Source organism: Arthrobacter sp. MOO21 (assembly GCF_057369995.2).
The window spans coordinates 3,142,916-3,169,093 of the sequence record NZ_CM170671.2 but is presented as its reverse complement, the minus strand read 5'-3'; the positions used below and the strand labels follow the sequence as shown (position 1 = coordinate 3,169,093).

Annotated in this window: 18 protein-coding genes and 2 pseudogenes; 5 read left to right on the top strand and 15 right to left on the bottom strand. The window is 69.1% G+C overall.

Annotation, left to right across the window (positions count from 1 at the left end):
- Positions 1-23: 23 nt before the first annotated feature.
- Genes AC2JAJ_RS14760 through nudC form a run of 3 tightly spaced genes read right to left on the bottom strand, consistent with a single transcriptional unit; the run spans position 24 to position 3,898 of the window.
- On the bottom strand, positions 24-689 hold the full coding sequence (locus AC2JAJ_RS14760) for a M48 metallopeptidase family protein (RefSeq protein WP_486415344.1): 666 nt from the start codon (positions 687-689) through the stop codon (positions 24-26).
- A complete protein-coding gene (locus tag AC2JAJ_RS14755; protein WP_486415345.1) occupies positions 686-2,821 on the bottom strand; it encodes an ATP-dependent DNA helicase UvrD2 in 2,136 nt (711 codons plus the stop codon). The genes AC2JAJ_RS14760 and AC2JAJ_RS14755 overlap by 4 nt, the downstream gene beginning before the upstream one ends.
- A 54-nt stretch (positions 2,822-2,875) precedes the next feature.
- Positions 2,876-3,898 carry an NAD(+) diphosphatase gene (gene nudC / locus AC2JAJ_RS14750; RefSeq protein WP_486415346.1) on the bottom strand — a complete coding sequence of 341 codons (1,023 nt, stop codon included), beginning with the start codon at positions 3,896-3,898 and terminating at the stop codon, positions 2,876-2,878.
- Between the two features lie 142 nt (positions 3,899-4,040).
- Between nudC and AC2JAJ_RS14745 the strand changes: the two genes are divergently transcribed.
- A complete protein-coding gene (locus AC2JAJ_RS14745; RefSeq protein ID WP_486415347.1) occupies positions 4,041-5,333 on the top strand; it encodes a macrolide 2'-phosphotransferase in 1,293 nt (430 codons plus the stop codon).
- A 68-nt stretch (positions 5,334-5,401) separates the two neighbouring features.
- Here the strand turns inward: AC2JAJ_RS14745 and AC2JAJ_RS14740 are convergent, their stop codons facing one another.
- The 3 genes from AC2JAJ_RS14740 to AC2JAJ_RS14730 are packed head-to-tail and all read right to left on the bottom strand — an operon-like array spanning position 5,402 to position 12,602.
- A complete protein-coding gene (locus tag AC2JAJ_RS14740) occupies positions 5,402-8,893 on the bottom strand; it encodes an ATP-dependent helicase (RefSeq protein WP_486415348.1) in 3,492 nt (1,163 codons plus the stop codon).
- The gene (locus tag AC2JAJ_RS14735) at positions 8,890-12,153 is read right to left on the bottom strand and encodes an ATP-dependent helicase (RefSeq protein WP_486416799.1); all 3,264 of its coding nucleotides are present in this window, start codon (positions 12,151-12,153) and stop codon (positions 8,890-8,892) included. Before AC2JAJ_RS14735 ends, AC2JAJ_RS14740 begins: the two co-directional genes overlap by 4 nt.
- Before the next feature lie 32 nt (positions 12,154-12,185).
- Entirely contained in the window at positions 12,186-12,602 is a 417-nt protein-coding gene (locus AC2JAJ_RS14730; RefSeq protein WP_486415349.1) for an MGMT family protein, read from the bottom strand.
- Between the two features lie 63 nt (positions 12,603-12,665).
- On the opposite strand from AC2JAJ_RS14730, the pseudogene AC2JAJ_RS14725 reads away from it, so the two are divergent.
- The 4 genes and pseudogenes from AC2JAJ_RS14725 to AC2JAJ_RS14710 all read left to right on the top strand — a co-directional run bounded on the left by AC2JAJ_RS14725 (position 12,666) and on the right by AC2JAJ_RS14710 (position 16,171).
- Positions 12,666-13,377: pseudogene (locus AC2JAJ_RS14725) on the top strand (3'-5' exonuclease).
- A 332-nt stretch (positions 13,378-13,709) separates the two neighbouring features.
- The gene (locus AC2JAJ_RS14720; protein ID WP_486415350.1) at positions 13,710-14,660 is read left to right on the top strand and encodes an ABC transporter substrate-binding protein; all 951 of its coding nucleotides are present in this window, start codon (positions 13,710-13,712) and stop codon (positions 14,658-14,660) included.
- 12 nt (positions 14,661-14,672) lie between these two features.
- Positions 14,673-15,437: an amino acid ABC transporter permease gene (locus tag AC2JAJ_RS14715; protein ID WP_221386635.1), complete on the top strand. Its 765-nt coding sequence runs from the start codon at positions 14,673-14,675 to the stop codon at positions 15,435-15,437.
- Positions 15,434-16,171: an amino acid ABC transporter ATP-binding protein gene (locus AC2JAJ_RS14710; RefSeq protein WP_486415351.1), complete on the top strand. Its 738-nt coding sequence runs from the start codon at positions 15,434-15,436 to the stop codon at positions 16,169-16,171. The genes AC2JAJ_RS14715 and AC2JAJ_RS14710 overlap by 4 nt, the downstream gene beginning before the upstream one ends.
- Before the next feature lie 146 nt (positions 16,172-16,317).
- Here the strand turns inward: AC2JAJ_RS14710 and hemL are convergent, their stop codons facing one another.
- The 9 genes and pseudogenes from hemL to hemG all read right to left on the bottom strand — a co-directional run bounded on the left by hemL (position 16,318) and on the right by hemG (position 26,177).
- Positions 16,318-17,649, bottom strand: coding sequence for a glutamate-1-semialdehyde 2,1-aminomutase (gene hemL / locus AC2JAJ_RS14705; protein WP_486415352.1), 1,332 nt, complete (start codon positions 17,647-17,649; stop codon positions 16,318-16,320).
- A gap of 39 nt (positions 17,650-17,688) precedes the next feature.
- Positions 17,689-18,756 (bottom strand): annotated as a pseudogene (locus tag AC2JAJ_RS14700) (LLM class flavin-dependent oxidoreductase); the annotation flags it as partial.
- Positions 18,753-19,736 (bottom strand): porphobilinogen synthase, encoded by a 984-nt coding sequence (gene hemB, locus AC2JAJ_RS14695; protein WP_486415354.1) that lies wholly within the window; start codon positions 19,734-19,736, stop codon positions 18,753-18,755. The pseudogene AC2JAJ_RS14700 and the gene hemB, both read right to left, overlap by 4 nt.
- A gap of 63 nt (positions 19,737-19,799) precedes the next feature.
- On the bottom strand, positions 19,800-20,666 hold the full coding sequence (locus AC2JAJ_RS14690) for a uroporphyrinogen-III synthase (RefSeq protein WP_486415355.1): 867 nt from the start codon (positions 20,664-20,666) through the stop codon (positions 19,800-19,802).
- A gap of 7 nt (positions 20,667-20,673) precedes the next feature.
- Positions 20,674-21,672: a hydroxymethylbilane synthase gene (gene hemC / locus AC2JAJ_RS14685; protein WP_473696809.1), complete on the bottom strand. Its 999-nt coding sequence runs from the start codon at positions 21,670-21,672 to the stop codon at positions 20,674-20,676.
- A complete protein-coding gene (locus tag AC2JAJ_RS14680; protein WP_486415356.1) occupies positions 21,669-22,931 on the bottom strand; it encodes a ferrochelatase in 1,263 nt (420 codons plus the stop codon). Before AC2JAJ_RS14680 ends, hemC begins: the two co-directional genes overlap by 4 nt.
- Entirely contained in the window at positions 22,928-23,629 is a 702-nt protein-coding gene (hemQ, locus tag AC2JAJ_RS14675) for a hydrogen peroxide-dependent heme synthase (protein WP_486415357.1), read from the bottom strand. Before hemQ ends, AC2JAJ_RS14680 begins: the two co-directional genes overlap by 4 nt.
- A gap of 113 nt (positions 23,630-23,742) precedes the next feature.
- Positions 23,743-24,603 (bottom strand): hypothetical protein, encoded by an 861-nt coding sequence (locus AC2JAJ_RS14670; RefSeq protein WP_501053174.1) that lies wholly within the window; start codon positions 24,601-24,603, stop codon positions 23,743-23,745.
- Between the two features lie 113 nt (positions 24,604-24,716).
- Entirely contained in the window at positions 24,717-26,177 is a 1,461-nt protein-coding gene (hemG, locus tag AC2JAJ_RS14665; protein ID WP_486415359.1) for a protoporphyrinogen oxidase, read from the bottom strand.
- Between the last annotated feature and the right edge of the window lies 1 nt (position 26,178).

The following is a 26,178-nucleotide window of genomic DNA, read 5'->3' as shown; positions in this document are numbered from 1 at the left end:
GCTTCCCGGCCGGGTTTGGCGTCCTAGTCGGCGTCGGCCGGCCAGGGGCCTTCGTCCGGTCCGTTGCCCTGCCCCTGCCCGGCTGTGCCGGAAGGGGCAGTCCGGTCTGTGCCGAGGCCGCGGGACGTGGCGAAGGCGACGCCCTCCAGGAAGGCTTTGGCCCGCTGGGTTTCGGGGTACGCCTCGAGCAGCTTCCAGAACGCCGCGTTGTGGCCAGCCACCAGGAGGTGGGCGAGTTCGTGCAGCAGGACGTAGTCGACCACCCACTGTGGCATGCTGCGTAGTTTGTCCGACAGGCGGATGGTGCCCTCGGCGGGGGTGGCCGAACCCCACCGGGAGTTCTGGTTGCTGACCCAGCGGACCGACGTCGGCACCGCGCGTCCGCCGAAATACTTGGCGGAAAGCTCCGCTGCGTGGGCCGCCAAGGCTTCATCGCTGGCCGGGCGCCGCCGGCCGGCTGCCGCCCGCCGCTCCCCCTGCCGCTGGAGCTTCGCCAGCATCCGGTGGACCCATTCCTTCTCCTGCGCCGCGGTAAAGCGGGCCGGAATGGCAACCACCGCCGTCCCGTCCTCCCAGAAGGCGGCTACCGTCCGGGTCCGCCGTGCCGACCGGCGCACTTCCACCGGCGCCCCGCCGGACGTCGTCAGCCCGGCAAGTTGCTGCCGGCCCCGCTGGGCCGCGCCGCTCACAGGGCCATGCTCTCGGCGAGGACCCGGAGAACGTCTTCGCCGTACCTTTCCAGCTTTGACGGGCCGACTCCGGCCAGGCCCGCGAGTTCCTCCAGCGATGCCGGCCGTGCTTCGGCGATGGCCGTCAGGGTGGCATCCGTAAAGACTACGAACGCGGGCACTTCCGCGGACAGCGCCACCTCTCGGCGCCAGTTCCGCAGGGCGTCGAACGTTTGTTCCTCATAGCTGGGCGGACAAGCGTTGCAGCGGCCCACCTTGCGTTCCGCCCCAGTGGCCAGCATGCTGCCGCAGACCCTGCACATGGCGGGCGCGGCTGCCTTGCGGCGGGGTGCAGGCCCCTTGCCGCGGGCGCTGGAACTTGCAACCGAATCGGGCCGCAGCCCGTCCAGGAACCGGGAGGGCTTTCGGTTCGCCCGGCCGCCAGGTGTCCGCGCGGTGCTCCAGGACAGGAAGAGGTGCTCGCGGGCACGCGTAATGCCGACGTACAGGAGGCGGCGTTCCTCGTCCACGGACTCAGGCGCATCGGCGAAGGAGATGGGCATCAGTCCTTCGCTGAGCCCCACGAGGAAGACGGCATCCCATTCCAGGCCCTTGGCCGCGTGGAGGGAAGCGAGCGTGACCCCTTGGACGGTGGGTGCGTGCTGCGCGAGCGAGCGTTCCTGGAGTTCGTTGACGAAGTCGGCAAGGCCGAACTGCGGTCCCCGGTTCTGCACGAGTTCATCGGCAAGGGCCACGAGTGCCGCCAGGGACTCCCAGCGCTCCCGCAGGGCTCCGCCGCTGTGGGGTGCTGAGTCCGTGTAGCCCAGGGATGAAACAATGTCCCGGACCAGCTGGCCCAGTGGCTCGGGAGCCTCGGTTTCGGCCACGGCCCGGGTGGCGGCCCGCAGCTGGAGGATGGCGTCGCGGACCTCCTTGCGGGCGAAGAAGCGTTCCCCGCCGCGCAGCTGGTAGCCGATGCCGGCCGCCGCCAGCGCCTGCTCGTACGCCTCGGACTGGCCGTTGGTGCGGAAAAGGACGGCTACCTCGCTGGCCGGTGTGCCGGCGTCGAGCAGTGCCTTGATCTTCTGCGCCACCATGGCGGCCTCCGCCTCATCATCGGAGCATTCCGTGAACTGGGGTGCCGGGCCGGCGGGACGCTGTGCCACGAGCCGCAGGGGCGTGGCCCAGGCGGCGTCGGCGGCCGGACCGCCGCTGCGCCGCCCGGCGAGGAGCTCGTTGGCGAGCTTCACCACCTGCGGCGTGGAACGGTAGTCCCTGATGAGCTTGACCACGCTGGCCTGCGGGTAGCGTGCCTTGAAATCGAGCAGGTGCCGGGGCGAGGCTCCCGTGAAGGAGTAGATGGTCTGGCTGGCGTCCCCCACCACGCACAGTTCGTCGCGGCCGCCCAGCCAGAGCTCCAGGAGCCGCTGCTGCAGCGGGGAGACGTCCTGGTACTCATCAACCACAAAGTGCCTGTACTGTTCCCGGACGGTGGCCGCGACTTTCTCGTCCTCCTGCAGGATGCCCACGGTGATCAACAGGACGTCCTCGAAGTCGATCACGTTGCGGTCGGTCTTGACGTCCTCGTAGGACTGGAAGACGCGGGCGACGGCGGTCAGGTCGAATCCGCCCGGCGCTCCCCTGCCCTGGGCGTTCTCCAGGTAATTGGCGGGGGTCAGCATGGACACCTTGGCCCATTCGATTTCGGATGCGAGGTCACGGATGGAGGCGCGGTCGGTGCTGAGCCGCAGGCGGCGGGCAGCCTCGGCAAGCATCTGGGCCTTGTGGTCCAGGAGGTTGGGCAGTGCGCCGCCCACCGCCTGCGGCCAGAAGAACTGCAGCTGGCGCAAAGCGGCGGCGTGGAAGGTCCGGGCCTGCACGTTTCCCACGCCGAGGTCCCGCAGCCGGCTGCGCATCTCCGCTGCGGCGCGGGCCGTGAACGTCACGGCGAGCAGCCGCTGCGGGCTGTAGACGCCGGAGTGGACCCCGTACGCGATGCGGTGGGTGATGGCCCGGGTCTTGCCGGTCCCCGCGCCCGCCAGTACGCAAAGCGGCCCGTTGAGGGTGCTGGCCACCTCACGCTGTTCCGCGTCCAGCCCGCCGAGGATCCGGTCCTCAAGGGAGGCTGCTCCGTCAAAATTCTCTGTAGTCACTTCTGCTGCTTTGTGTCTCGACTACCGCGTGCTGGAGTCTGGTGGATGAAATTGCTAGGCGCCGGCCAGGTCCCGGATCCGCCCGCCGTACCAGTGCTCAATCAGGGAGCGGGCAATGGAGAGCCTGCTTGAAATGGTGATTTCCCCGCTGAGGACTGCTTCCTGCAGTTCCTCGCGGCTGAACCAGCGGGCCCTGGTGACCTCCACGCCGTCGGGCGTTGCCTGGGCGTCTTCGGTGACGGCGGTAAATCCAAGCATAAGGGAGGCCGGGAACGGCCATGACTGGGAGCCCAGGTACTGGCAGGCTGTGACCCGGACCCCGACCTCCTCCTGGATCTCCCGGACGACGGCCTCTTCAAGGGATTCACCGGGCTCGACAAACCCCGCCAGCGTGGAAAAGTTGCGGGCGTCCACAGGCCCGCCTCCGCCCAGCAGCAGCCGGCCATCCGGCCCCACGACCGTGACGATGATGGCCGGGTCCGTGCGCGGAAAGTGCTCGGAGTTGTCTGCCGGGCAGCGCCGCACCCAGCCACCGGCTTCCACGCGTGTTGGCGTCCCGCAGCGCGGACAGTGGGTATGGCCGGCGTGCCAGTTGGCGATGGCGCTCGCTTCCACGAACAACGCGGTGGACGTGGCGGTCAGGCCCGCGGCAACTTCCCGGAATCCGGCCCAGGAGGCCCCGTGCGGGATACCCGCTGTTCCGGGCTCGAGCGGCTCCGGCAGGACGAAGAGCAGCAGTTCCGTGTTCGTCGGAAGGTCCGAGGCCGGCAGCGCCGATCCCAGGTAGACCACCAGCTCCGGGGCGGTCCCGGCCTTTTCAAGCTCCGCCAGCAGTTCCTTGGCTCCGGTCAGGACCATCCTGCCGTCCTGTACCAGGCCCTGCCTGCCGGACAGGACAGCGGCCAGGGCATCCTGCGTGGCCAGCAGCTCATCCACCATGCCTGGCCTGCTGCGTGCCACGGATCCCCGGTCCACCAACGCAGGCCGCACCGGGAGCAGGGTCTCCACCAGGTGGTTCGCCGGCGGCCCGGCCGGAATGGTTTGGTGGACGGGAACGACAGACTCCGCATGGCTCATGAGACCACCGTACTTACTGGTGCCGACATTCCGCATTTCCTTAGGCGGGTCCCCGGAGCCCGGCGCGGAGGAAATCCAGCTATCTGAGGACTCGCCGCCTGCGGACCGCCTTCCGGGGCGGCACGCAATCTACCGTGGAACGGTGAGAAGAAAACCGATTGAACTGGCGGCCATTGCAACCGCGGCAGTCCCCGGACTGACGCCGACGGCCGTTAGCTCTGCTCCGGATGATCCCGCGGACTTCGATGCGGCACTGCTGCTGGACTCCGAGGGCAAACGGTGGCGGGTCAGGTCGCCGCGCCACGCTGAGGCAAGCGCCCGGCTCGAAACCGAATTCCTGGTCCTGCGTGCCTTCGCCCCGGCGGTGCGGGCCGAGCTGCCGTTCCTGATGCCCACCGTGGCCGGCAGCGTGCGGCTGGGCACCCTGAGCACTTTTGTCTACTCGCATCTGTCCGGGACCACACGCAGCGTCGAGGAACTGACGTCCGGGCCGGAAAGCCTGGCACGGGAAATCGGCTCCGCCCTCGCTGCCATCCACGACCTCCCCCGGTCCCTGGTCAGCAACGCGGACCTGCCCAGTTACACGCCCAACGAGTTCCGCCAGCGGAGGCTGAACGAACTGGACCAGGCTGCCACCACGGGGAAGATTCCCGCGGCACTGCTGCGCCGCTGGGAGCACGCCTTGGAGGATGTGTCGTTGTGGCGGTTCAACCCGAGCGTGGTCCACGGGGACCTGCACGAGGACAACCTGCTGGTGGAGGCCGGGCGGGTGACGGCGGTGACCGGATGGACGGACCTGCGCATCGGCGACCCCGCCGATGACTTTGCCTGGCTGGTGGCTTCCAATGAGCAGGACTTCGTGAACGCCGTCCTCAAGGCCTACACCGCCAGCCGGCGCGACGCCCCGGACCAGCACCTGCTGCGCCGGGCAGCCCTGTCCGCCGAGTTCGCCCTGGCACAGTACCTGGTCAAGGGCCTGGCCGCCGGCGACCAGGCGATGGTCTCCGAAGCCGAGGGCATGCTGGAGAGCCTGGCCAGCGACATCGCCGAATTCGGCGGCCAACCCATCAGCGTTGAGCCCCTCCCGTCGGCCGGGAACCAGGGCGGGTCAGTGCCCACCGCTGCGGCCGGCACTCCCGCAGGCGGCACCGGCCCTGCCCACGGCGGACCGACTGCAAGCGGCAGCAGCGCTGTGACGCCCGCTGTCACCGTGGCTCCCGTGCCCGTCCAGCCTGCGGTCACTGTCGTTCCCGTTCCCGTCCAGCCCGCCGTGCACGTTGCGCCCATCCCCGCTGAGCCTCAGCAGGCCGCCCCCGCGAACGGCGCCGCGGGGGCAGCCGGAGTCCCTGAACTGGACGCCAACGAACCGGAGGCCAAGGGGCCCGACGACACTTCAACTGCGGCGATCTCCATCATCAACGTCAAGCAGGGCTGACCCGGCCCCTGGCTGCCGGCTTTCCTCGGCGAAGGCGACGGCCTTTTCGCGGAAAGCCGGCCCGCAGCTCAGGCCCTTGCCAGCGCTCCCGCTACGATGGCCTCCAACTCGGCGGCCGTTCCCAGATCGTGGGGCCGCACCACAGCGTTGTCGGCCACATAGAAGAACGCAGCCCGCACCTCTTCAAGCGGAACCCCCTTGAGGCGCGCCCAGGCCAGCCGGTACGCGGCAAGCTGGATTGACCGGGTCTTCAGCTGGGCCGCGGAGGGCCTGCGGCCTGTCTTCCAGTCCACCAGGTCCCAGCGTCCGTCAGCGTCGCGGAAGACGGCATCGATTCGCCCGCGAACCACTACTTCCCCTACCCGGGTTTCCACCGGCACCTCCACGAAAGCGGGCGACCTGTCCGCCCACGGAGAGGCGCGGAAGGTGGCCACCATGGCGTCAAGGTCGTAAGCGGCATCAATGTGGTCGTCCGATCCGGGAGCTTCGCCGAGGTCAAGCATCCCCGCCGTCCCGTAGTATTCCTCCACCCAGGCGTGGAATGCCGTTCCCTTGCGCGCCGACATCCCGGGTTCGCGCGGAACGGGACGGCGCAGGCGTCCGAGCACCGCTGCCGGGTCCTCCCCCAGATCCACCAGGGTGGACGCCGAGATATGGCTGGGGAGGTGGACGTCCTGGCCGCCGGACCGTCGGGCCCGGCGGTCCAGCAGCAGGGCTGCCTCCCGCGCCCATCCAGCCGCTGCACCAGTCAGCGGGGGCCGCGGGCCATCAGCCGGCTGCAGCTCCGTCCCTCCGGATTCCATCGCCCGGAGCACGCGCTCCGCGGCCCTTTCCATGGCCTGCCTGCGGCCGGGGGCAAGGCGAAGGCGCTCCCCCGTGCGCGGATCGACGGGCCCCTCCAGCGGATCATAGGGCCATCCGGCCACTTCGGTTTCAAGCGTCAGCGGACTTGACCCGGGCAGCGCAGCTTCCTCCTGGGACAGCGGGTGGACCACGGCGTTGGCAGCGGGCGCACCGCCGTCACCGTGGACAAGGCCTTCCAGCTCGGCAAGGAAAGGGGACATGTCCGCCTTCCCCGCCCGCGAGCCCACCCAGGCTGCGCTGGACACCCAGAGGACATGCTTTGCCCTGGTGTAGGCCACATAGGCCAGGCGCCGCTCCTCCGATTCACTGTGGGCCTGCACGGCCGCCTTGTAGTCCTTCTCGGCATCCAGCCAGCCCTTTTGGTCCGGCTGGTCAAGGTCCCACTGGGGCAGGTCGGCGCGGTCTCCTCGCAAGGGCCAGGGCAACGCCGCGGCGCCGCTGCTCCAGCGGGAGTCCCTGTCGCTGGGAAAGGCACCTGCGTTCAGCCCGGGAACGAAGACGGCGTCCCATTCCAGTCCTTTCGAAGCATGGACCGTCAGAAGCTGTACTGCTTCCCGGTTTACGTCGGTGGCCGGAGCTTCCAGCCCGTTTTCCTCGGCAGAGGCAGCTTCCAGCCAGGACAGGAAGGCAAGGACATCCACCCGCTGGGACGTGCGCAGAAATCCGGCGGCGGCGTCCTGGAAGGCATCGAGGTTCCGCCGGGCCTGGTGGATGCTGATTCCGGGGCGGGCGGCAACCTCGATGTCCAGCAGCATCGCCCTCTCTACTTCCCCCAGAAGGGTGGTGAGGTCATCGCCCAGGTAGCCACGCAGTTGCCTCAGTTCCACCGACAGGCGCGCCAGCCGGCTCCTGGCCTCGGAGCTGAGGGTTCTGCCGTTGGAAGACACCCATCCGTCCCGCGGCAGGAAGTCCACAGCTTCGACAAGGCTCGCGGCGTCGGTCAGGTCACCTTCAAGGATGGTCTCCCCTGCTTCGTCGCCCTCGTCGCCGGCACCGGAGTCATCCGCCTGGTCATTCCCCGGGACCGCCATCCCCCGGCGCCGGGCCAGCTGGCCGGACCAGTCACGCAGCGCCATGAGGTCGGCGGTCCCAATACGCCACCGCGCCCCTGCCAGCAGCCGCATCAACGCGTCGGAGCGGCCGGGATCGGCAAGGACCCGGAGCGTGGCTACGAGGTCCACGACCTCCGGGGTGTCCAGGAGCCCGCCCAGGCCAACGATCTCGTAGGGGATGCCACGGGCTTCGAACTGCCGCCGGACTGCCTCCATCTGCGCACGCCGGCGGCACAGCACGGCGAGGGCCGGGGGGACCACAGAACCGTCCGGCGTGCGTTCGAAATCGGTCATGCGGTACTTCACGGCGTCGTCCGCGAGCGCGGCGGCCTCGTCAACATCACTGGCAAAGCGTCCCAGCACCACCGTCCCGTCCACGGCATTCGGGCTTGGCTGCAGTGGCGGCACGTCCGCGGCAGCGCCCCTCCCTCCCGCGGGTGCCTGCTGCGCCGCCGCCTTGCCGAGCGACTGGGACATGACATTGGCCGCGGCAAGGATGGACCGGCCATTCCGCCAGGCGGTCGTGAGGTAGGACGTGGGCGCAGGTGCCCAGCCCTCAGCTTCGCCCGGCTGGCCGGTGCGAACGGGGAATTCGCGCACGAAGTGGAACAGCTGCCCGGCCGAAGCGCCACGGAAGCCGTAAATGGACTGGTTCGGGTCACCCACGGCCGTCACGGCATGGCCCCCGCCGAAGAGCCGGGAGAACAAAACCAGCTGCGCGTAGGACGTGTCCTGGAATTCGTCGAGCAGAACCACTTTGTACCGCTGCCGTTCGAGGGTGGCAGCCAGCGGGACGTCCTGGGCCACCCGTGCCGCGAGGGCCACCAGGTCGCCGAAATCGAGCGCACCACGGGCGCGTTTGGCCGCTGCGTAGCGGCCAACCATGTCGGCGACGCTGGCCCTGGTCCGGAGCATGCCGGCGAGGTCTGCGGCCGCCTGCGGTGGATTTTTCTTCTTTTCGGCCAGATACGGCAGCGCCTCATACTCGGCGAGCCGTGCCATCAGCCACGCCTCGACGTCCTCCGGTTCCTGGAGGTGCTCCGCGCACTCGCCCGCGAGCTGGATAACGGCCTTGACCAGCGTGGACTTTGCTGCCCTGAAGTGCGAGTATTCGCCGTCATAGGCCTCAACCACCTCGCTGGCGAGTTGCCACGCCTGGGCGCCTCCGAGCAGGACGACGTCCCGTTCGACCCCCAGCCGCAGCCCGTAGTCGGAGACGACGCCGCTGGCGAACGAATGGTAGGTGGACACCTTGGGTTCCAGCGCGTCGCTGCTGAGCAGGCCCTCAGGGAAGACCTGATGGCCGGTGTCCTTCGCGGCCAGCCGCTGCAGTGCCAGCAGCTTTGCCCGGATCCGGCTGGCCAGTTCACCGGCCGCCTTCCGGGTGAAGGTGACACCGAGGACTTCTTCGGGACGTATCCAGCCGTTGGCGACGAGCCACACCACCCGGTCAGCCATGGTGGCTGTCTTGCCGGAACCGGCCCCGGCGATGACCAGGCGCGGGGCCAGCGGAGAGGCGATGATGGCCGACTGCTCGGCGGTGGGCTGGTTTTTCTCGCCGAGCAGCGCAGAGAGTTCTTCGGGGCTGAAGCGCGGCGGCGTGGGCGCCGCCGCGCTTCCCAATGCTTCCACGGCCTCGCTCATTCGGTTACCTGCCTTCCGCGCACGCACAGGGGGCACACCTCGGGGAGGCGGCAGCCATGGCCGGCGTGGCTGCCCTTGGCGGGATCATGCCGCGCCGTGAATTCATTGCCGCCCATGACGGCCGCAGCGTCCATCACCATGTCCAAGGCCCAGTTCTCCTGCGGGTCGATTGGTTCCTGCTGTTGGATGGCCGGACTTTTCGCCCCGGTCCCCAGTTGCGCCAGCACCGCCCCGCCGGACAGGCCGGGCCAGCCCCCGGGCACGGCAGCGAAGCCGTCCGCAAGGACGGCTGCCTGGTACGCGCCAAGCTGCGGGTGCCGGGAGAGCTCAGCCTTGCCTGGCTGCCGCTTCCCCGTCTTGAGGTCCACGATGACCAGCCTGCCCTCGCCGTCGATCTCCAGCCGGTCCACCTGGCCTCGGAGAGTGGCCGGGCGCGGCGACGCATCACCAACGTCCACCCCGCCAAGGGATACCTCGAAGTCCTGTTCCACTCCCAGGAGGCTGCGGCCTTCGCTCCTCATCACCAGCACATACTGCGCCAGCTTCCGCACCATCGCTTCTGCACGCTGGAAGTCCAGCTTTCCCTCCCAGTTGTCCTTCATTCCGAGGGCCGGCCAGCGGCGGACCAGTTCGGCGATGTACTCCGAACCGGAGGCCTCGGGCATGTTCTGGGCGATGGCATGCACCAGCGTGCCCAGACTTCGGGCGAAATCTGTGGCCGCCTCGCCGCCGGCTGCCTGAACGAACCAGTCCAGCGGCGACTTCTGCACCGTCTCGACCTTGGAGGGAGAGACGAAGACAGTGCCTCCGGGAGGAACCACCGGTTCGAGCGACGTCAGCGGCGCCAGCCCCCACCAGCTGTCCGGGTGGGCGCCTGCGGCTGCCGGTTCGGCCGCAGCAAGATGCGCCAGTACCCTGGCAGCTTCTTCGGCCTCCCGCTCCCCGGCCCCGTCCAGCTGCGCGTACTGCCGCAGCTCCGCGACAAGGGCACGCAGGGTCATGGGCCGATCCACCCGCGTGAAACCCCGGGCCTCCTCCCCCGCCTCCAGGGGCGCAACGAAGTCGAGGAAGGATGACGGCTGGTCGTCCTCGGACGAGACGGCGGTGCAGATGAGCAGTTCACCGGCCCTGGACACTGCCGTGGAGAAACTGCGGAGTTCGTCGTAGCGGATGTCACGCAGGCGGCTGAGCGGGTCGCGCTGCAGGGCATACTCCGGCCCGTGCTCAACGGCGTCCGCATACAGCGTGCTGCCGAGCAGTTCACCCCGGAGCCGCGTATTGGGCCACACGCCTTCCTGCAGGCCCGCGATGATAACCATGGGCCATCGCCGGCCTGCCGCACTGGCCGGGGTCATCAGTTCCACGGCGTCGTCCAACTGTGCACGGGCGGCGAGGGTGTCCATGGGGAGCTCCTGGCTCAGGAGGTACTCCAGGAACTGTTCGGGCCCGGCACCGGGCATCTGGTCCACATAGCGTTCCGCGGTGTGGAACAGCGCCATCATCGCGTCCAGGTCCCGGTCCGCGCGCGAGCCGTGTGGCCCTCCGGCGAGCGCTGTTTCTGTCCAGGCCGAGGAGAGGCCGGTTGAATTCCACATCGCCCAGAGCACGGACTCCGCGTTGGCGCCGGGCAGGGCGGCCGCCTCCCGTCCGGCGTGGATCATCCGTGCCGTCCGGCGGGCGGCGCGGCCTTCGATCCCCAGGGCTCCCAGCGCGCCAGGTTCCAGCAGGGCGTCGACAAGCAGTGCGTCGCTGCTGCGGCCGCCGCCGCCGAGCAGTTCCTCACGCCGAAGTGACTGCCGGAGCCTGCGCAGCTCGATGGAGGTTGCTCCGCCAATCCTGGACGTAAGAAGGGATACCGCAGCCTCCGGGGTAAGCAGTGCCGGGTCCAGTGCAATGGCGAAGGCATCCAGTAGCGGACGCACTGCCACCTCGTCCCGGACCGCGGATTCTGCCACCGGCACCCGCACAGGGATTCCCTGGCCGGACAGATACCGCTGCAGCTCGCTGACCTGCCCCCCGTTGCGAACGATCACCGCGATATCCGCAAGGTCCCGCCCCTGGTTGATGTGCTGGTCCAGGATGCGCTGTGCGACATAGCGCAGTTCGTGGACCGGTGTGGGAACCAGGTGGGCTTCGACGGCGCCGGCGGCCCGGGCGGTTCCGGGCTGTTCCAGTTGCCGGGCCAATTGTCCGCCCGCGCGCTGCGAGATGCGTCCGGCAACGTTGAGCCAGGACTCCGCCACAGCGGGCGCCAGCCCGTGGGCGTACCGAAGGGGACGTTCGACGGCGGGCGCCTCGGTTGACAACAGCCGGGGCAGCTCAGCCACCAGGTCAGGCCGCGCCCCCCGGAATCCCTGCACGACGGTGTCCGGGGAGGAGGTCACGAAACAGTCCTTGCCGGCAGCGATATCCGCAAGCAGTTCGACGATGGCGGGGTTCGCCTCCTGGACGTCATCCACCAGGACGAGCTGCAGCCGCGCACGTTCGGCAGCAAGGAAGTCCGGAGCGTCCTGGAAGATCTGCCGGGCGGCCGTGATGATGCCGGCGGGGTCGAAGGCCTCCGGCATCCGCAGGTCAAGGACGTCCCGGTACTCCGCGTAGAGCGCGGCTGCAGCCTTCCAGTCCGGTCTGCCGCACTCGTTCCCCAGCTGCTCAAGGTCCGCGGCCGTCCGGCCCGACTCGATGATGCGGTCGAACAGCTGCCGTACTTCCTGGCGGAAGCCGCGGGTCTCCAACGCCCCGTCAAGGTCCGCGGGCCAGGGCAGCTCAAGTCCCGGCAACCGGTGGCCCTCGAGGAGTTCCTTGATGATCAGGTCCTGCTCCGGCCCGGACAGGAGACGGGGCGGTTTGGACAACGGAATAACGCCTTCGGCTTTGGCCCGCCTGATGACGTCAAAGGCATAGGAGGCCCACGTCCGGGCCGGGGTGGTACTCAGGCTCCTGTCCAGGCGGGCGGTGAAACGGTCCCGCAGGAAATCCGCCGCCAGCCTCGTGGGAGCGAGGATCAGCATGCGCTCAGGGTCGACGCCGTCGCGAAAGACACGCTGGACGGCCGCCTCGATCAGCACCGTGGTCTTCCCGGTCCCCGGCGCTCCGGGAACCAGGACAGGCCCGGCGCCCTGGGGGACGTCAACGGCGGCCTGCTGGTCCGGCGACAGGCTGGCGCCCGCGGCATAAACCCGCCGCGGAGGAAGCAGCCTGAGGGCCGCTGCCGTTGTCCTGGCACCATCCGGCGCAGCCGGGCCGAAGGCCTGGTCCAGGTCCCGGGGACCCGTCAAAGGGAGTGTTACCGTCACAACGCCATTCCATCATCCGGCACCGACAATTGATGAAGCCCGCGCTCCAGCCGGTCGGCTACCGCGTCGATACGGTCAAAATCGCCGTCGGTGGGCGCCCAGCGTGCGGCTGCCAGGTCTACCCGCCAACGGCCTTCCCCCGTCCGGAGAAAGGGTTCATACGCGCCGGCGAGCGGCGTGCCCTCATCAAGGTAGAGGAGGAGAGCCTCGGCCTCGTGCCCTTCGGGCGCATGGCCGCTCGCCTTCAGGACGCGCCACCACGGGACACCGCCGCCATAGTGGCTCATGACGGACCCCACCTGCCGCGGTCCCCCTGATCCCAGCAACTCGGCAACGTCCCCGTACGAGACTGCGGATCCCGGCGGCACCAGCCTCACGATGGCCAGGACCGCCTGCACGTACTCAATCCGCATTGATCTAATGTAGCCGCAGTGGCGTTCCCCGGAATTGTCGGAGCCTCCCCGTAGCGTGGAACCATGAGCACCTGGAACACCCTCCCCCGAGCCGCCTTCGACCTCGAAACCACTGGCCGGAACTCCCGCGCGGCACGGATCGTCACCGCATCGATCACCGTGGTGGACAACAGGGGCGAAGTCATCAAGGAGCATGAGTGGCTGGCGGATCCGGGCGTTGAGATCCCCACCGAGGCAAGCGACGTCCACGGCATCACCACCGAACAGGCAAGGCGGGACGGCCAGGCCTGCCCGCGAGGTTACAGGTGAAGTTGCCGCCGTCCTCCAGGAACTCTTCGACTCGGGCATCCCCGTGATCGCCTTCAACGCCAGCTACGACTTCACCGTCCTTGCCGCGGAGTCCGCCCGCCATGGCGTTCCCCAGCTCACCCGGTTCCCGGTGCTGGATCCCTACATCATGAACAAGCAGGTGGACCGGTACCGGAAGGGCAAGCGCACCCTTACTGCGCTGTGCGAGGAATATGGCGTTGTCCTTGATAATGCCCATACGTCGGCGGCGGATGCCCTGGCCACGCTTCGGGTCCTGGATGCGATGGCGGGGAAGTTTCCCAAGCTGATGATGCCCGCCAGCCAGCTGCACCAGTTGCAGGTGGAATGGGCCATTAGCCAGGCGGCGGATTTCCAGGACTACCTCCGGAAGACGAAGCCGACTGCCGTGATTGAAGGGGACTGGCCCGTCCTCCCGCCGCAGGACGCCACGACCGGAGGGTTTTAGGTCCCTCCGGGGGATCCCGCCAGCCATTGCGATGCATGTCACAGTCACGCCGCTTCACAAATAGTGCTCGAATCAGGCTGCCCAGTTCGCCTCACAGCCGTAGCGCCTGTCTATGCTGCGCCAGCAAGCGCCTTCGGCGGAAGAATGTTCGCTGAACGGGAGCTAATAGCCTCCTATCATTCACAGGCCTGCCGGAATTCACACTAGTGAGAGAATAAAGTTTTGCGGTCGCCCCCTGCCCGGCCAGCTGGACCAGCACCGGACAGGTGCCAGATGCCAGAGCGCAGCACTGCGGCCCGGTCGACTTATGACTCAATGAAAGTGACAACCTGATGAAAATCAAAGCGTTGAAGTGGCTCACGACCGCTCCCGTTGCCCTGGCCCTTGCGGCGTCCCTGGCTGCCTGCGGCGGAGGCTCCTCCCAGCCCAGCGGCACCCCCTCGGACGCCCTCCAGGGCAGCGACCAGCAGACGCTGGACAAGTACACCACCGCCGAGGTCACCCCGATCGACAAGATCGACAAGACCAAGCTCGGCCTCATCACCGACGGCACCCTGCGCGTGGGCACCCTGTCCGACGCCCCGCCGAACATCTTCATCGACCCCTCCGGCAAGTTCACCGGCTACGACAACGAGCTGCTGCGCGCCATCGGTGACAAGCTGGGCCTGAAGGTCGAGTTCGCCTCCACCGATTTCTCCGCACTGCTGTCCCAGGTCGCCAACAAGCAGTTCGACGTCGGTTCCTCCTCCATCTCCACCACGGACGCACGCCGCAAGACCGTTGGCTTCACCAACGGTTACGACTTCGGCTACATGGCGGTTGTCACCAAGAACGACGCCAAGGTCGCCGGCTTCGCCGACCTCAAGGAAGGCGTCCGCATCGGCGTCGTCCAGGGCACCGTCCAGGACGACTACGTCACGAACACCCTCGGCCTGGAGCCCGTGCGTTTCCCGGACTACAACACCGTCTACGGCAACGTGAAGAACGGCCAGATCGATGCCTGGGTTGCCCCGTCGCAGCAGGCCACCGGCCAGGTCAAGGAAGGCGACAACACCAAGATCGCCGAAAAGGTCGTCAACACCCAGAACTTCACCGCCTACGCAGTGAACAAGGACAACCAGGCCCTGATCGATGCCCTGAACTCGGGCCTCGACGCAGTGATCGCGGACGGCACGTGGACCAAGCTGACCGCCGAGTGGTACAAGGACCGGCCCACCGCCGCCGAACAGACCCCGCAGGGCTGGAAGCCGGGCAGCAAGGCCGTCCAGATCCCCGCCAAGTAACCCGGGCGTTCCATGGATATCCTCAAGCAACTTGCTGACACCTTCCTCGACTGGAAGGCGATGGGCGAAGTCATACCCAAGATGTTCGCCGTCGGCTTGCCGAACACCCTGGTGCTCGCCATCATTTCAGGCATCATCGGGACAGCCCTGGGAATGCTGCTCGCCCTGATGGGGATTTCCCGGAACGCAGCAGCCCGGTGGATCGCACGTATCTACACGGACGTCCTGCGCGGCCTTCCGCCGGTACTGACCATCCTGGTCATCGGGTTCGGCTTTGGACCCATCATCCGTGAACTGACCGGCTCCACGAGCCCCTACCCGATGGCTATCGCCGCCCTGTCCCTGATGTCCGGCGCTTACATCGGCGAGATCTTCCGCTCCGGTATCCAGAGCGTGGACAAGGGACAACTCGAGGCGTCGCGTGCACTGGGGTTCGGCTACGGGGCGTCGATGCGCCTGGTCGTCGTCCCCCAGGGCATCCGCCGGGTACTCCCGGCCCTGGTCAACCAGTTCATTGCGCTGATCAAGGAATCCTCCCTGGTGTTCCTTTTGGGCCTGCTGGCCAGCGAACGTGAGATCTTCCAGATCGGCAAGGACGCCGCCGCCACCACGGGCAACCTGTCGCCCTACGTGGCAGCGGCGGTCTTCTACCTGGTCCTCACCATCCCGTTGACGCACTTCGTGAACTGGATCGACGCCCGGCTGCGCACCGGCCGGCCTGAAAAGAAGGAACCGGACGAGGCCGCGGCCGTCGTCGGGAAGGGAGCCCAGGCATGAGCGAGTTCACATCGGGAACGCTGAGTGCAAAGAACATCCACCTTTCCTTCGGCAGCAACCATGTCCTGCGGGGCATCGACCTGCACGTGCCCCAGGGCACCACGGCCTCGGTGATCGGCCCGTCCGGTTCCGGCAAGTCCACCCTGCTGCGGGTCATGAACAGGCTGATCGAACCGGACCAAGGCGACATCCTGCTGGATGGCCGTTCAGTCCTGAAGGACAATCCGGATGAACTCCGGCGCCGGATCGGCATGGTGTTCCAGCAGTTCAACCTGTTCCCGCACAAGACGGTGGAAGAGAACGTTTCCCTGGCCCTGCGGAAGCTGCGCAAGCTCTCCAAGGAGCAGGCGCGCAGTGAAGCGTTGGAGCAGCTGGATCTGGTGGGCCTGAAGCACAAGGCTGATTCCCGCCCGGCGAACCTCTCAGGCGGCCAGCAGCAGCGCGTGGCGATTGCCCGTGCGCTGGCCATGAAACCCGAGGTCATGTTCTTCGACGAGGCCACCTCCGCCTTGGACCCCGAACTGGTCAAGGGCGTGCTGGCACTCATGACGGACCTCGCCAAGGGCGGCATGACCATGGTGGTGGTGACGCACGAGATGGGCTTCTCACGGAACGTGTCCGACGCCGTGACGTTCATGGACGCCGGCGTGGTGGTGGAGTCCGGCCCGCCCGAGCAGATCTTCACCGAGCCCCGGACGGACCGGCTTAAGGGCTTCCTCGCGGACGTCCTGTAGCCGCACGGACCCAAAAGAAATCCCCGCCTGCAGGCTGCAGGCGGGGATTTCTTTTGGGTCCCTGCGGCGATCCCGGCCTTGTTCGCAGGACCGAACCATCAAGGCTCGCGCCTGCGAACAAGCTTAGGAACAGGACGACGGCGGCCCTAGCCCTGGGCGGCAGCGGCAGCCCTGGCGGCGGCCGGCAGGGCGTCGTAGATCCGGTTCATGGCGTCGTCGTCGTGCGCGGCCGAGAGGAACCAGGCCTCGAAGACCGATGGCGGCAGGTACACCCCGGACTCCAGCATGGAGTGGAAGAACGGTGCGTAGCGGAACGCCTCCTGCGCCTGGGCGTCGGCGTAGTTGTGGACACCGTGGGCCGAGGTTCCGAACGCCACCGAGAAGAGGTTTCCGGCGAACTGGATGGAGTGGTCCACCCCTGCAGCGTCCAGCGCGTTGGACAGCGCCGAGGAGAGTTCCAGCGACCGGACATCGATGAAGGAGTAGACGTCGCGGGTGGCATGGGTCAGCGTGGCGACGCCCGCGGCCATGGCCACCGGGTTGCCGGACAGCGTTCCCGCCTGGTACACCGGGCCGGTGGGCGCCAGGTGGTCCATGACGTCGGCACGTCCGCCAAGGGCCGCCGTCGGCATGCCGCCGCCGATGACCTTGCCGAAGGTAAGCAGGTCCGGGGTCCAGGGATCGTCGGAGTCCGGTGCGCCGCCGGTGAGGCCCCAGTAGCCGGAGTAGCCGGTACGGAAGCCGGTGAGCACTTCGTCGACGATGAGCAGGGCGCCGTGCTCGCGGGTGATGCGGGCAAGGCCGGCGTTGAAGCCTTCGGCCGGGGTGACGACACCCATGTTGGCGGGCGCGGCCTCGGTGATGACGGCCGCGATGTTGGGTCCGTGCGAGGCGAAGGCTTCCTTGACGGCCTGCAGGTCGTTGTAGGGCAGCACCAGCGTTTCGGCGGCGGTGGCCTCGGTGACGCCGGCGGAGCCGGGCAGCGCGAGGGTGGCCACGCCCGAGCCGGCGGCGGCGAGCAGCCCGTCCAGGTGTCCGTGGTAGCAGCCGGCGAACTTGATGATGAGGTTTCGCCCGGTGAAGCCGCGGGCCAGCCGGACGGCGGTCATGGTGGCCTCGGTGCCGGTGGAGACCATGCGGAGGCGTTCGACGGCGGGCACGCGCTCCTTGACGATCTCAGCGAGGTTGGCCTCGTCGGGGGTGGAGGCGCCGAAGGACAGGCCGCGGTCGACGGCGGCGTGCACGGCGTCCAGGACAGCGGGGTGGGCGTGACCCAGGAGCGCCGGGCCCCACGAGCAGACGAGGTCGACGTATTCCTTGCCGTCGGCATCCGTCAGGTACGGCCCTTTCGCCGAGACCATGAAGCGCGGTGTTCCGCCCACGGACCCGAAGGCGCGCACCGGCGAGTTGACCCCGCCCGGCATCAGCTGGCGGGCGCGGTCGAAGAGTGCCTCGTTGCGAGGATTGCTGGAAGTCATGGTTCCTATTCTCTCAGGTAGCGGCCGGCACACTTCGCCGGCGAGCAGTTCAGCTACGCGCGGGGCGACGGCGGTGCCGATCAGTTCGATTGAGCGCATCATGGCGGAGTGGGGCAGCGGCCCGTTGCTGTATTTGAGGTCGAAGCGGTCCACCCCGAGGTCGCGCTTGAGCCGGACGATCTTTTGCGCCACCGTTTCGGGCGACCCGACGTACAGGGCGCCTTCCGGGGAGCACAGGGCGTCGAATTCGCCCCGTCCGGCAGGACCCCAGCCGCGCTCGGCCCCGAGCTTGTTCCGCAGCTTCAGCCAGTGCGGGAACAGTTCCTCCCGGGCCTGCTCATCGGTTTCGGCCACGTGGCCCGGCGAGTGGGTGGCCACCTGCGGCATCGGGTGGCCGTACTTGTCCATGGCTTCGCGGTACAGGTCCGCCAGTGGCCGGAACCCGCGCGGCTGGCCGCCAATGATGGCAAAGATGATGGGATAGCCGTACTGGGCGCACCGCAGGACCGACTCGGGTGTTCCGCCCACCCCGATCCACGTGGGCAGCAGGTGGTGCTCGAGCGGCGGAAAGACGTCCAGTCCGTGCAGCGCGGGGCGGGTACGGCCCTCCCAGTGCACGGGCTTCTGCGCCCGCACCTTGTCGAACAGCTCCAGCTTCTCTTCGAACAGGAGCTCGTAGTCCGCCAGGTCGAGGCCGAACAGGGGGAAGGATTCGATGAACGATCCGCGGCCGAGCATGACTTCCGCCCGGCCGTTGGAAAGGGCGTCCACGGTGGAGAAGCGCTGGAACACCCGGATGGGATCGTCCGAGCTCAGCACCGTCACCGCCGAGCCCAGCCGGATGCGGGTGGTGCGCGCCGCGGCCGCGGCCAGGAAAACCTCCGGCGCAGACACGGCGTAGTCCTTGCGGTGGTGCTCGCCCACGCCAAAGGCGTGGAGTCCGACAGCGTCGGCCAGCTGGGCCTGTTCCAGCAGCTGGCGCAGGACTTCAGCGGGCGCCTGGGGGCTCCCGTCCGGTTTTTCGCCGATGTCACCGAAGGTGTTGAGGCCGATCAGGATGCGCCCCTCCCCCACCGGGGCGGTGGGGGACGCCGGCACGGTGGTCACCGAGTTTCCTTCAGCCAGCCGGCAAGCTCGGCGGCCCAGTAGGTCAGCACCGTGTGGGCGCCGGCCCTCCGGATGCCCAGGACCGACTCGGTGATGGCGGCGCGGCGGTCGATCCAGCCGTTCGCTGCGGCCGCCTCGATCATCGCGTATTCACCGGAAATCTGGTACGCGGACACGGGCACCGGGCTCATGGCGGCGACGTCCGCCACGATGTCCAGGTAGCTCATTGCGGGCTTGACCATGACGATGTCGGCGCCCTCCGCCAGGTCCAGTTCCACCTCGCGCAAGGCCTCGGTGCGGTTGCCGGCGTCCATCTGGTATGTTCGGCGGTCGCCCTTGAGCTGTGAGTCCACCGCTTCACGGAAGGGGCCGTAGAAAGCGGACGCGTACTTCGCGGCGTACGCGATGACGGAGGTGTTGACGTGGCCCGCCGCGTCCAGCGCCGCCCGGATGGCGGCGATCTGCCCGTCCATCATGCCGGAGGGGCCCAGCATGTGGGCGCCGGCGTCGGCCTGGGCGACGGCCATCCGGGCGTAGATCTCCACCGTGCGGTCGTTGTCCACGTAGCCGTCGGCGTCGAGCACTCCGCAGTGCCCGTGGTCGGTGAATTCATCGAGGCAGACATCACTCATCACCACCAGGTCGTCCCCCACCTCCGCGCGCACGTCCCGGATGGCCTTGTTCAGCACGCCGTCCGGGTCGAGGGAAGCAGTGCCTTCGGCGTCGCGGGTTTCCGGGATGCCGAACAGCATGATGCCGCCCAGTCCCAGTTCCACGGCCTCGGCCGCGGCCCGTTTGAGGGTGTCGGTGGTGTGCTGGACCACGCCGGGCATCGACGTGATGGGGTTCGGTTCCGTGAGTCCCTCGCGGATGAAGGCCGGGAGGATGAGCTCGGCCGGCGACAGCCGGGTCTCGGAGGTCATCCGGCGCATGGCCGGGGTGGTGCGCAGGCGGCGGGGGCGTTGGCTGGGGAAAGTCATGGTCCTGTCCTTCGTGGTTCAGGGAATCGGGGTGTGTTGCCGTTGGAAACTGCCTGCGCGCCGTCAGGGCGGGTTCAGGGCCCTGGCGACGGCGGCCACCAGCCCTTCCGGCGTGGGCTCAGCCGCCACGGCGGCCACCGGAAGGCCAAGCGCGGTGGCCTGGTCCGCCGTCGAACGTCCTATGGCCACCAGCCTGCAGGCGGACAGCGGGGCGAGGCCGGAGATCCGGCGCACGGCACTCGGCGAAGCGGCAATGACGGCGTTGATGCGGCCGGCCCGGATGTCCGCTGCTGCCGTTTCCGGCGTCAGGAGGGAGTACGACGGCGGCTGGCCGCCGTCGTGGGCGTCCTCCATGGGCACGGCGAGCCGCCGCTCCGCTGCCGCCGGGTAGTCCACCGTCCGGTAGGCGGTCACCGCGGTCACCGCGCTGCCGGCGGCTGACATGCCCTCGGCCAGGGCGGGTGCGGCGATGTCCGCCTGGGGCAGGAGGACTTTGCCCCCGCCCGGCCAGACCGCGAGGAGCCCGGCGGCGGACTGTTCACCGGCCGGGGCCAGCGCCACGGTCAGGCCTTCGGCTTCCAGCAGCCGTCGCGTGGCCGGTCCGATGGCCGCGATCCGGGTGGCGGCGGGAACCAGCTGGCCCAGGCCGAGGCCCCGTTCCTTCGCCTTGCCGGCCAGCACGTGGATGGTGGTGGCGCTGCTGGCCACCAGCCAGTCAAAGGCTCCCGCTGCCAAGGCGTCGCAGGCGACGTCCAGTGCGTGCTGGTCCGGGGCCCGCTCGAAGTCGATGAGCGGCAGCAGGACCGGCTTGGCGCCGGCCGCGGACAGCGCCTCCACCAGCGCTGCCGAACGCTCCGGACTGCGCGTGACCAGGACCCGCGCCCCGCTGAGCGGGGCGCCGGATCCGGGCCTGCGGGAAGGCTCTGCCATCGCCGGGTCAGGACGCCTGGAGGTCCGCGATGCCGGCGGCACCGGCGGCCAGGAGGACTTCTGCAAGTTCAATGCCCAGGAGGGTGGCGCCTACTTCCGTCAGGCCGTCCGTGGCGCGCTTGTCCCGGACCGTGGCAGTGCCGTCGACGGCGCACACCACGGCTTCAAGGTGCAGCATGCTGCCCTTGCGGTAGGCGTAGGCCCCCACCGGAGCGGCGCAGCCCGCTTCGAGCCGCGCCAGCAGGGCGCGCTCCGCCGTGACGGCCAGGCGGGTGTCGGGGTCGTCCAGCGCTGCCAGCGCCTGGGCCAGGACCCCGCGGGATCCTTCGGCGGAACCCGGCCTGGGGGGCGCATCGGCGGTGCGGCATTCAATGGCCAGCGATCCCTGGCCGGCAGCGGGAAGCATCACGTCGGTTTCCAGGTACTCACTCACGGCGTCCAGCCGGCCGATCCGCTCCAGGCCGGCGGCGGCCAGCACCACGGCGTCCAGGTCGCACGACTTGCCGGGGACCACGTCCTCCGTGGTGTTGCCCGGAAGCCCGGGAACACGGCCGAGGCGGGTGTCCACGTTGCCGCGGATGTCCACGATGTCCAGGTCCGCGCGGGCAGCACGCAGCTGGGCAGCCCGGCGCGGGGAACCCGTTCCCACTTTGGCGCCAGCGGGCAGGTCGGCAAGCTTGAGCCCGTCCCGCGCGCACAGGACGTCGCGGACATCCACCCGGCGCGGCGTCGCTGCAAGGCTAAGGCCGACGGCGGCGCCCGTGGGCAGGTCCTTCAGGGAGTGAACGGCGACGTCGCACTCGTCACGCAGCAGTGCGTCGCGCAGGGCGGCGACGAAGACGCCGGTGCCGCCCATCTGGGACAGCGATCCGGTGAGGACGTCGCCGTCGGTCCTGATATGGACCAGCTCAACCGGGAAGCCACCGACGGCACCCAGCTGGTCGGCCGTCTGCTGGGTCTGGGTCAGCGCAAGCTTGCTGGCACGGGTACCAATCCGGACGGTCACGGCTGGACCGTCTCCCCGGCCGCGCAGGAGGAAGCACCCATGCCGGGCGGGTAGGGGTCGTGGCCGGTGCCCACGGTGGTGTCTGCCCCTGCGATGGTGGGCTTCTCGCCCCGGAAGTTGGCGCAGCATCCCGGACGGCAGACGTCATACCAGGGGCCGAGGTCCGTGACGGCAGGCCGGTCGCTGATGTTGTTGGCCACCGTCCGCTCGCAGATCAGGTCCACCAGGCCTTCGACGAACTTCCGGTGGGTGCCGGGCGTGGGGACCCGCGTGGCGGCGAGGCCGAGGTTGGCGCAGGTCTCCATGGCTTCGGTATCCAGGTCCCAGACAACTTCCATGTGGTCGCTGACAAAGCCGAGGGGAACAATGACGATGCCCTTCACGCCCTGGCCGGCCAGTTCCTCGATGGCGTCGTTGATGTCCGGTTCCAGCCACGGCACGTGCGGAGCGCCCGAGCGGGACTGGTACACCAGGGACCAGGGCGCCGTCAGCCCGGATTCCTCCGCGACCCGGTCGATCACGGCGGCGGCGTTGGCGAGGTGCTGCGCCACGTAGGCCGAGCCTTCCTCGAACTCGCGCGGCTCGCCCCCGGACCGGCCTGCAGCTTCTGCGTCCCGGGTGGGGATGGAGTGGGTGGCAAACAGGATGTGCACGGGAGCGTCCGGCGTTCCGGCTTCGGCGAGCTTGGCACGGACATCGGCGAGCCCGGCAGCGGTTCCCTCGACGAACGGCTCCACGAAACCGGGGTGGTCGAAATACTGGCGGACCTTGTCCACCTCCAGCTTGCCGTCCAGGCCGGTTTCCGTCAGCGCCATGCCGATGTCCTCGCGGTACTGGCGGCAGCTGGAGTAACAGGAGTAGGCACTCGTGGTGAGCATGAGCACCCGGCGGTGTCCGGCGTCGTACGCCTCCTGCAGTGTCTGCGGGATGTACGGGGCCCAGTTGCGGTTGCCCCACAGCACCGGAAGGCCGATGCCGCGGGCCGCCAGTTCGGCCTCCAGGGCAGCCTTGAGCTCCCTGTTCTGCTGGTTGATGGGGCTGATGCCGCCATTGGCGCGGTAGTGGTGGGAAACTTCCTCAAGCCGCTCGTCCGGGATGCCCCGGCCGCGGGTGACATTGCGGAGGAACGGGATCACGTCCTCCTGGCCCTCCGGGCCGCCGAAGGAGGCGAGCAGGACGGCGTCGTATTCCTTGGGGGCCATGCGGCCGGCCTCAGTGACGGGGTTGACGGCCGGGGCCTGGGGGTCCAGCGGGCTCATGCGAGGACCTCGGCAACTTCGTCGGCGCTGATCCGGCGGCCGGTGTAGAAGGGGATCTCCTCGCGGACGTGGTTGCGTGCCTCGGTTGAGCGCAGGTGCCGCATCAGGTCCACCAGGTCCACCAGCTCCGGCGCTTCGAGGCCCAGGATCCATTCCCAGTCCCCCAGCGCGAAGGAGGACACGGTGTTGGAGATGACCTGCGGGAAGTCGCGGCCCAGCAGCCCGTGGTCGCGGAGCATCTTGCCGCGCTCCGCCTCCGGCAGGAGGTACCACTCGTAGGAGCGCACGAAGGGGTAGACGCACAGCCACTCGGCGGGAGCCACGCCCCGGGAGTAAGCGGGAGTGTGGTTCTTGGCGAACTCAGCCTCGCGGTGGACGCCCATGGCCGACCAGACGATCTCGGTGCCCGCGAAGAGGCTGCTGCGGCGGATGTCCCGGATGGCCTGCTGCAGCGCCTCCGGCTTGGGTCCGTGGAGCCACACCATGACGTCGGCATCGGCGCGCATGGCGGAAACATCGTAGCTGCCCCGGTGCGTTACCCCGGCCTCGGCGAGGCGCGCGAGCAGCGCTTCGAAATCGGCGGCGGCGTCGGCACTGCGCACCACCGGCTGCGACCGCTTGAATACCGTCCAGAGAGTAAAGAACTGCTCGGCTGATTCTTCGGTTTTAGTGACAGATTCGGCAGAAGTGTGGCTCATGGTTACAAGTTTGCCCCTTCGCTACCCCCAAGTCGAAACCGAAAACTTCTACAACTCGTAGAAGTGATTAAAGTCACCGCACTCCCCGATTCGCCCTGGCGCCGGGACGCCCGTCACCAGGGCCTGCGGAGGCGGAAGAACACCAGGCCGGCGGCGGTCCCAACCCCCACGAGTCCAACGCCCAGCCAGACCATCGCGTCCGGCAGCCCGGCGATCGTGGCCGTGGATGAGACGGCGCTGCGGCCACCAGCCGGCACTCCGGCGGCCTGCGGCGTTTGGGCGGGATGCGGCTGTCGCGCGAACGCCGTCGGCAGGGCCGTGCCTGCAGTGCCCGAAACCACCGGGGAGGCTGGCCCGGCTCCCGCTGCCGTGCCCGCTTCGTCGCCTTCAGACGGCGCGCCGGGGACTGCCGTTGCCGGTCCCGCCTGCGTTCCAGCGCCGGGTGCCGGGGCTGCGGGGGCGGGTACCGCGTCGCCCGGGGACTGGGCCGCGGCGGCAGCCGTCGGGATGGCCTGGGCCGCGGCGGGAGGCGTGGGAGCGGTTGCCGGAGCCGGGGCTGCCGGTGCGGCGGAACCCGGCGACGAGGTGGGCGCCACGGTCGGAGTGCCGGGCGCGGGGGACGTGCTGGAGAGTGAGGGAAGCGGAAGGTCCGGGAGGGGCAGTGTGATCGCCAGGGAGGGCTCGGAGGCCGCTGCGGTGGCCTGGCCCGTCGTCGTACCGGCAGCGAGGGAGGCTTTGACCGCCGGAAGCAGCGGCCCTGGCACGGAGAGACTGGCACGCGGAGCCGGCTGCGGCCTGCCGGAAGCCTGCGCCGCCGGATCGCGGGGCGGAGACGTTGCATCGTCGGCGAAGGACGACGGAACGCCGGTGGAAAGAACCAGTACCGCTCCAACGGCCGCAGCTGCGGTGCCGCGTCGGAGCCCCCCATGGATACCGGTCCGGGACATGGAAAGCTCGGACCTGTGTTGAACCATAGTCATCGACACTATCCAGACCGCAGGCCCGATTGAAAACCGGCGGACCCGCCCCAAGGGTCCTCCGGCACAGCCTGCAGCCGTGCATTTGTCGGGCTGACCTGCAGCGATGCTCAGCCGGCGAGTAAATCCCGGAGTTGTTCCAGCGTGTCGGCCACCACAGCGGCCAGGCCATTGCCGGCAACCCAGCCTCCAACGACGGCCAGGCTGCCGGCCGCAGCGCAGGCCCGCCGGATGTCCGCCACCCGGGCACGGTGTCCGACGGCGGCGAAAGGCAGCGACCCGCGCCACCGCACAACGTCCCAGCCGAGCACGTCGTCGGCCCCGAGGCGGACGTCCAGCAGCGCAGAAGCGTCCCGCAGTGCTGCCGCCTGCAGCTCATCGTCCGTTTCCGGCCCGCCGGCCTGCGCCGCGGCGCCATCCACCCTGCCGTAGGAAAGCCGCACCACGTGGCGACCGGGTCCTGCGGCAGCCGCCAGCCAGTCCCACTTCCCGGTGGCATGCGTCAGCGCCTTCGCTTCGATGCCGGGCGTCTGCGGCGCCACCAGGATTCCGGTTCCACGCGGGCGCCGGTCCAGCTCCGGCTTGTCCAGCACCAGGGTCACAAGCTTGACGTCGGGACCCGGCGAGGGCTTCTTCCCCGCGATGGCGGGAACGGCGCCCTCAAGCAGTCCGACGGCGGCCGGACCGTCGACGGCGACCACCAGCAGGGCGGCGTCGAAGGTCCTTCCCGCGGCGGTGACCTGCCAGCCTGATGGCGTGCGCGTGGCCGACGTGGCCTCGGTTCGCGTCAGCAGCGTGACGTCCCTGCCACGGAGGTCCGCCACCAGGGCGCTGACCAGCGTGTGCATGCCGCCTTCGAGGCCTGCGACGGCGGAGCCGGCTTTGGCCGGCTGGCCCGCCGGGGCTGCGGGAGCGTTGCTTGCGGCACTGGCAGACCGGCGGCGTTGCGCGGAAACGGCGGCAGCGAGGGAGCGGTGTTGCTGCAGCCCTGCGCGCAGGCCCGGGGCCACCATGTCGATGTCGAGCAGGGCCGGGTCGGCGGAATGGACGCCACCCACCACCGGGGAGACCAGCCGTTCCAGCACGCGGGTTCCCATCCTCGCCCTGACCAGGGCGGAGACACTGGTGACCTCGCCGCCCGCTCCCACGGAGGCGGGCAGGATCCTGTCCAGGGAGGCCCGCAATGCTCCCAGCACGCCGAGGGAACGGCGGACCTCGGGGTCCCAGGGGTTGGCGGGGATACCGAGCACTCCGGTCTTGGGGAGTTCGCGCGGGCCTTCGGGAAGCTGCACCCAGGCCCCGCCCGGCCGGGGCGCGACGATCTTGTCCGCAAGGCCCAGTTCGGCGGCAAGGCCGGAGACGGCGTCGGACCGCGTGGCGAAGGATTCGGCACCACTGTCCAGGGTGAGGCCGGCCACCTCGTGGCTTCCCACGCAGCCGCCCCACTCCGTGCCGGCTTCCAGCACCGTCACCGGATGGCCTGCCGCGGCAAGCCCGCGGGCAGACAGCAAGCCGGAGATCCCGCCCCCCACAACGATTGCCGGGCCAGGCCTGGCCGCGGAGGTGCCCACC